Below are 6,933 nucleotides of genomic sequence, written 5' to 3'. Positions count from 1 at the left end.
CCCCCCCCCCCCCCCCCCCCCCCCCCCCCCCCCGGGACCGCGCCGCCGCCCCCCTTCCCTTTAGGGGGGCGGACGCGGTGTTTAGGGGGTCGAACGCGTGGCTCGAGCGGCCCCCGCTTGGTTTCAATCGGTACGTGGCCGAATCGGTGCGGACCAGGACACCGACCCAGTGCACGGCCGGCCGATCCAGTTGAAGGGAACGTCCCCCTTATGTCCATCGCGTCCACTGAGCCCGCCCCGACCCGCCCGGTCGGCCCGCTGTTCACCCCGGTGACGCTGGGCGGCGTACCGCTCAAGAACCGCTTCGTCATGGCGCCGATGACCCGCACCATGTCACCGGGCGGCGTTCCCGGGCCCGAGGTCGCGGCCTACTACGCGCGACGGGCACAGCACGGCGTGGGCCTGATCGTCACCGAGGGCACCGTGGTCGACCACCCCGGCTCCTCCTACAACCCGGCCGTGCCGCACTTCTACGGTGAGAAGGCCCTGGCCGGCTGGTCGGAGGTGGTGCGCCAGGTGCACGCGGCCGAGGGCAAGATATTCGCCCAGCTGTGGCACGTCGGCCTCGACCCGCTCGCCGGCGAGGCGCTCGGCCCCGGCACCGCACTGGTGGGCCCCTCCGGACTCGTCGCCCCCGGCCATCAGGTCACCGAGCCGATGACCCAGGCGCAGATCGACGCCGTGGTCGAGGCGTTCGCGCAGGCCGCCGCCGACGCCGAGCGGCTCGGCTTCGACGGCGTCGAACTGCACGGCGGCCACGGCTACCTGATCGACCAGTTCTTCTGGGCGGGCACCAACCAGCGCACCGACGGCTACGGCGGCGACATCGTCGCCCGCACCCGCTTCGCCGTGCAGATCATCGACGCCGTACGCGCCCGGGTCAGCCCCGACTACCCGGTGGTGCTGCGCTTCTCGCAGTGGAAGACCGCCGACTTCACCGCCCGGCTGGCCGAAAACCCGCAGGAGCTGGAGGAGTTCCTCACCCCGCTCGCCCAGTCCGGCGTGACCGCCTTCCACTGCTCGACCCGGCGTTTTTGGATCCCCGAGTTCGAGGGGTCGGACCTGAACCTGGCGGGCTGGACCAAGAAGATCACCGGCAAGCCGGTCATCACCGTCGGCTCGGTGGGCCTGGACGGCGACTTCGTCACCATGTTCGCCGAGGGCACCGGCGCCGGCACCGAGGGCGTCGGCGGGGTCCTGGAGCGGCTGGAGCGCGAGGAGTTCGACCTCGTCGCGGTCGGCCGGGCCCTGCTCGGCGACGCCGAGTGGGTCGCCAAGATCCGCGACGGCCGCGGTGAGGAACTGACCGCCTTCAGCCCGGCCGCCCTGGCCAGCCTCGACTGACACCACCCGCCCGCAGCACCCCGCGGGCGCCCCGGCCCCTGCGGGCCGCGCCACCCGCCGGCGGGGCGGGCGGCGCGCCGCCGGGACCCACCCCGCCGCCGGCAGGCAGCCGCGGCGGACGGCGCGGGCCCAGCCCCGCACCACCGCCCGCCCCGCCCGGCGGCCCGCCCGGCGGATCAAGCCACAGCCGCGTCGCAGCCGAATTTCAGCCGCGGCCGAAGTCCGGCCGCGTCGCAGCCGCAGTTGCAGTCGTAGTTGCAGTCCAGTTGCCGTCGCGGCCGCGGTGCCTTCGGCGCCGAAGACGCCGCCCCCCGACCCGACCCCGCCCCGATCCTGCCCCTGTTTTGCCGGCCGGCCCCGCGCCTGCTCCCATTCCAGCCCCGAGAGGACACCGAACGTCATGTCCGACGTCGCCCAGGCCGAGACCAGTCAGTGCCCGGCCCATGCCACCCCTTCCGCCAGCGACGACAGCGCCGCGCTGGACTTCCCCTTCATCCGCTCCTGCCCGCTCAGCACACCCGACGAGTACGCCCAGCTGCGCCCGCAGCACCCGGCGACCAAGGTCCGGCTGCGGCTGTCCGGCAAGGAGGCCTGGCTGCTCACCCGCTACGAGGACGTGAAGAAGGTCCTCGGTGACCCGGCGATGAGCTCCAACGCCAAGGCGCCCGGCTACCCGCTGCAGTTCGCGGTGCCCGAAGAGGTGCTGCAGTTCGTCAAGTTCCCCTTCTCCGCGCTCGACGCGCCCGAGCACACCACCCAGCGGCGCCTGGTCATCCCCGAGTTCACCGCCCGCCGCATCCAGTCCCTCAAGCCGCGCATCCAGCAGATCGTGGACGAGCGGATCGACGCCATGCTCGCCGCCGGCGGCCCCGTGGACCTGGTCAAGGAACTGGCCGCGCCGGTCCCCTCGCTGCTGTTCTGCGAGATGCTCGGCGCCGACCCGGAGGACATCGACTACTTCCGGCGCTACTCCGAGGTCACCATGAACCGGGACTCCACCCAGGAGGAGATCACGGTTCTCTACACCGAGATGGACGGCTTCCTCGGCCGGCTGATCGAGAAGAAGGAACAGGAGCCGGGCGACGACCTGCTCAGCCGCCTGGTCGTCAAGAACCGCGAGGAGTCCCGCCTCGAACTGGCCGACCTGGTGTCCATCGCCCGGCTGCTGGTGGTGGCCGGCTTCGACACCACCGCCAACATGATCGGCCTGGGCACCCTGGTGCTCCTGCAGAATCCCGAGGTGGCCGACGAACTGCGCGCCGACCCGTCACTGACCCGCAAGGCCGTCGACGAACTGCTGCGCTACCTGTCCATCGCGGACTCCGCGACCGTCCGGGTGGCGAGCGCCGACATCGAGGTCGGCGGGATCACCATCCGCGCGGGCGAGGGCGTCATCGCCAGCAACGGCGCGGCGAACTGGGACGAGACGGTCTTCGACAACCCGCAGGCGCTCGACATCCACCGCGACTCCAAGAACCACCTGGCCTTCAGCTACGGCGCCCACCAGTGCCTGGGCGCCAACCTCGCCCGGGTCCAGCTGGAGATCGTCTTCAGCACGCTGCTGAAGCGGATCCCCACCCTGCGCACGGCCTGCGAGGTCGAGGAGCTGTCGTTCATGCACGGCGGCCACATCTACGGTCTGCACGAACTGCCCGTCACCTGGTGAAAGGACGCGAGATGCGGGTCTTTGCCGACCGCGGGCGGTGCGTGGGCTCCGGCTCCTGCGCGCTCGCGGTCCCCGAGGTCTTCGAACAGAGCAGCACCGACGGGCGGGTGACGCTGGTGTCCGACAGCCCGTCCGCCGAACTGCACGCGGCCACCGAGGAGGCCGCCGACTTCTGCCCGGTGTCCGCCATCACCGTCACCGCGACCTGAGCGGCGCCCGGCCCGTGCCGGCGGCCCGCACCCTTCTTCCCTGAGGAAGACAGGAGGGTGCGGGCCGTCGGCGTGTGCGCGCCCCCGCCGTCCGAGGGCGCGCAGGACACCGGCCGCCCGCGGGGGACGGCGGGCGGCCGGGGATCAGGAGAGGGTGCGCAGCGGGGTCAGGCGGTCTCGACCACCTTGGCCAGCCGCTCCAGCCCCAGCACCAGGTTGGAGCTGAGGAACTTGCCGATCGCCTCGCCGACCTCGGCGCTCTGCGGACCGTCGAGGATCGCCGAGTGGGTGATCGTCACACCGCCCTTGCCGTTGTCGACGGCACGCAGGCTGGTGCGCAGGAACGTCTCGTCCTTCACGCCCGACTCGGAGGTCGGCGCCATGCACTCCAGGGTGAAGCCCTCGTTCTCGACGACGTCGACGAGGGTGAAGGGCACCGGCTGCGGGTGGTGGCCCTGCTCCGGGTCCTGCTCGATGACACCCTTGGCGCCGGAGACGAACGGGCCCTGCACACGGATCGTGCTGACGTCGTTGTACCAGTCGCGCCAGGACGGCAGGTCGGTGTAGCGGGCCCACACCGCCGCCGGAGTGGCCTTGGCCTCCACGCTGTGTTCAAACTTCCACATAGTTACCTTCCAACGTCTGACGGCCAGTGAGAACGCGGCGAACCGCAAGCCGGCCGACCGCTATTCCATGAAGTCACAACCGCGCCCGCCGTATCCAGTGCCACGACCCCCTAAGCATTTCCGGCCGAACGCCTCCGCGGGAAACTAGGGGGAGCTGCCGGTGACTTAGGGGGTCGGTCGTCTGGAGTGGCCAAGAGGCGGCTGGATTTAATGAATCGCCAGTGGATTCCAGTGAGGTCTCGGAGCTGAAGCGATGATAAAACTGCCGGAGCCGGACGGTACGCTCACGTCGTACCGGCCCAACCCGTCCCCGCGTGAATTCACCGCGGTGGCCACCCCGTTCCGCAAGCGGTCCATCCTTGCGACGGCACACGTCGTCGGTGATCCGCTGGCCGCCAACGAGCCGTTCGGGCCGCCGGTCGGCCCGCCGCCCGAGCAGCGCCTGGACTGGGACGCCACCCTCACCTTTCGGCGCCACCTGTGGGCGCACGGCTACACCGTCGCCGAGGCGCTGGACACCTCCCACCGCGGCATGGGCCTGGACTGGCCGGGCGCCGCGGAGCTGATCCGCCGCTCCGGCGCCGAGGCCCGCGCGGTCGGCGGCCGGCTGGCCGCGGCCATCACCACCGACCAGCTCGACCCGTTCGCCCAGCACTCCCTCAAGGACGTCGCCGCGGCCTTCGAGCAGCAGCTGGAGGTCGTCGAGGAGGCCGGCGCGCAGGCCATCATCATGTGCAGCCCGCAACTGGCCGCCGTGGCGCAGGGCCCCGACGACTACGCCGAGGTGTACGGCAATCTCCTGCGCCAGGCGACCAAGCCGGCCGTCATCCACTGGATCCTGCCCGAGTGGATCCCCTTCCACGCGGGCTACTTCGGCCACCAGGACCTGGACGCCGCCTACGACGCCCTGATCGACCTGGTCAAGCAGCACCCGGACAAGGTCGACGGCGTCAAGCTCGCCCCGTTGAGCGTGGAGCGCCAGACCGAGCTGCGCCGCCGTCTGCCGCAGGGCGTGCGCTTCTACACCAGCGACACCGACGCCTACCCCGAGCTGCTGCTGGGCGACGAACAGGGCTTCAGCGACGCCCTGTCCCCGGTGTTCGACCCGGTCGCCCCGCTGGCCGCGCAGGCGCTGCGCGCCCTGGACGACGGCGACGACGCCGGCGCCCGCGCCCTGCTGGAGGAGACGCTCGTACTCAACCGGCACGTCTTCGCGGGACCGCTGCGCAGCACCCTCTTCTTCAAGACGGGCCTGGTCTTCCTCGGCTGGCTGGCCGGCCACGCGAGCCACTCCCGGATGGTGTGGGGCGAGCAGGCGGCCCGCTCCGTGCCGCACCTGGCGACCGCCTACCGGCTCGCCGACACCCTCGGCCTCTTCCCCGACCCCGCCCTGGCCCAGCGGCGCATGACGACCTACCTCGCCACGTGCGGGATCGACAACTGACCACCCAGCCAACAGCGGCACGCACCGTAGCGAGAACCACCGGCAGTGCAGGAAGGAAGCGCGCAATGACCAGGGCAGTAGTGCTCGGTGGCGGAATGGCGGGGGTGCTCGCCGCGGTCGCGCTGAGCCGATCGGCCGACGCCGTCACCATCGTCGACAGCGACTTTTACCCCGACACCCCCGCCCCCCGGCGCGGGCTGCCGCAGGGCCACCACAACCACATGTTCATGCGCGGGGGCGTCGAGGCGCTGGAATCCCTGCTGCCCGGCATCACCGAGGAACTGCAGGCGGCCGGCGCCAAGCGCCGCTCGCTGCCCTCCGGAAACCTGACCCGCTCCGGCGAGGGCTGGTTTCGCCGCCAGCCCAGCTCCGCGTACGTGCTGCTGTGCAGCCGCGACCTGACCGACCACGTGGTGCGCGGCCGGGCCCTGGCAAACGAGCGGATCACCGTGCTGCAGGGCACCCGGGTGACGGGCCTGACCGGCAGCGCCGAGCGGGTCACCGGGGTCCGTATCCAGCCGGCCGGCGAGGACGAGCAGACCCTTGACGCCGACCTCGTGGTGGATGCCACCGGCCGCCGCTCCAAGGCCCCCGACTGGCTCGCCGCCCTCGGCGTGCCGGCGGTCTACGAGGAGGTCGTGGACGGCGGATTCGCCTACGCCAGCCGGGTGTTCGAAGCACCGCCCGGCCTGCGCGAGGACTTCCCCGGCGTGCTCATCCAGGCCCAGGCCGGCACCGGCAAGCCCGGCCGTGGCGCGGCGCTGCTGCCCAACGAGGGCCGCCGCTGGATCGTCACCCTCTTCGGCACCCGCGGCGCCGTGCCGCCCACCGACGAGGAGGGCTTCGTGGAGTTCGCGCGCGCCACCCGCCACCCGGTCATCGCCGAGCTCATCGACAAGGCCCGGCCGGTCTCCGAGATCCGCCCCTACCGGGGCATGGCCAACCGCCGCCGCTACTACGAGAAGCTGCCGGTCCCGGAGGGCTTCCTCGCCACCGGCGACTCGCTGATGGCACCCAACCCGAACTACGGCACCGGCATGTCCCAGGCCGCCCGCCAGGCCGTCGCCCTGCGCGAGACGCTGCGCCGCCACCGCGGCCTGCGCCCCGGCCTGTCCCGCAAGGCCCAAAAGGCCCTCGCCAAGATCGCCGTCGCACCGTGGATGGCGGCCACCACCCAGGACCACTTCTTCCCGGACGTGCAGTCCAACGCCAAGCGCCGCCCCAGCCCCTCCCAGCAACGCCTCAACGAGCGCATCACCAAGGTCGCCGCGGAGAACGGGCGGGTCGCCGAGGCGGTGTTCAACGCCGCCGCCCTGTCCGGCTCACCCCTGGCCATCTTCGCGCCCGCGAATCTGCTGGCCCTGCTGCGCGGCCCCCGCCTGCCGCAATTGACCGCGGCTCAAGCAATAGCCCAGTTCCCCGAATTCGGCGACATTCTGGACGCACCCGCCCAGGAAATCGATCACGCCGTTTCCGGGAACTGATCCCGCTTGTTTTCCCGGGTACCCGTCCAGGGTGCCCGGGAATTTTCTCGAAAACCCGGCCCCGGCCCGCTGGTTAGGGGGGCCGGTGACCACCTCTGGGGTTGGCCCCCGGGGACCGTATGAGTAGCGTCGTGGCCGTCCACAGCCACAACAAAATGCA

Annotated in this window: 6 protein-coding genes; 5 read left to right on the top strand and 1 reads right to left on the bottom strand. The window is 71.7% G+C overall.

The features are described from left to right. Positions 1–216 precede the first annotated feature (216 nt). The 3 genes from ACN6LB_RS42070 (at position 217) to ACN6LB_RS42060 (ending at position 3,219) form a co-directional block, all read left to right on the top strand. Entirely contained in the window at positions 217–1,344 is a 1,128-nt protein-coding gene (locus ACN6LB_RS42070; RefSeq protein WP_445030500.1) for an NADH:flavin oxidoreductase, read from the top strand. A gap of 400 nt (positions 1,345–1,744) precedes the next feature. Then, positions 1,745–3,010, top strand: a complete 1,266-nt coding sequence (locus tag ACN6LB_RS42065; RefSeq protein WP_445030499.1) for a cytochrome P450 — start codon at positions 1,745–1,747, stop codon at positions 3,008–3,010. Positions 3,011–3,021: 11 nt separating this feature from the next. Then, positions 3,022–3,219, top strand: coding sequence for a ferredoxin (locus ACN6LB_RS42060; protein ID WP_356143501.1), 198 nt, complete (start codon positions 3,022–3,024; stop codon positions 3,217–3,219). 167 nt (positions 3,220–3,386) lie between these two features. Here the strand turns inward: ACN6LB_RS42060 and ACN6LB_RS42055 are convergent, their stop codons facing one another. Beyond that, positions 3,387–3,845, bottom strand: a complete 459-nt coding sequence (locus ACN6LB_RS42055) for an SRPBCC family protein (protein WP_356143499.1) — start codon at positions 3,843–3,845, stop codon at positions 3,387–3,389. A 253-nt stretch (positions 3,846–4,098) separates the two neighbouring features. Between ACN6LB_RS42055 and ACN6LB_RS42050 the strand changes: the two genes are divergently transcribed. Together ACN6LB_RS42050 and ACN6LB_RS42045 are read left to right on the top strand one after the other, a co-directional pair. Continuing rightward, positions 4,099–5,289, top strand: a complete 1,191-nt coding sequence (locus tag ACN6LB_RS42050) for a DUF993 family protein (protein WP_445030498.1) — start codon at positions 4,099–4,101, stop codon at positions 5,287–5,289. A 65-nt stretch (positions 5,290–5,354) separates the two neighbouring features. After that, the gene (locus ACN6LB_RS42045; protein ID WP_445030497.1) at positions 5,355–6,773 is read left to right on the top strand and encodes an FAD-dependent oxidoreductase; all 1,419 of its coding nucleotides are present in this window, start codon (positions 5,355–5,357) and stop codon (positions 6,771–6,773) included. Positions 6,774–6,933 lie beyond the last annotated feature (160 nt).

The organism is Streptomyces sp. SAS_270 (assembly GCF_052543295.1).
Note: the sequence above shows the minus strand (reverse complement) of the source record. Positions and strands in the feature narration are given on the sequence as shown.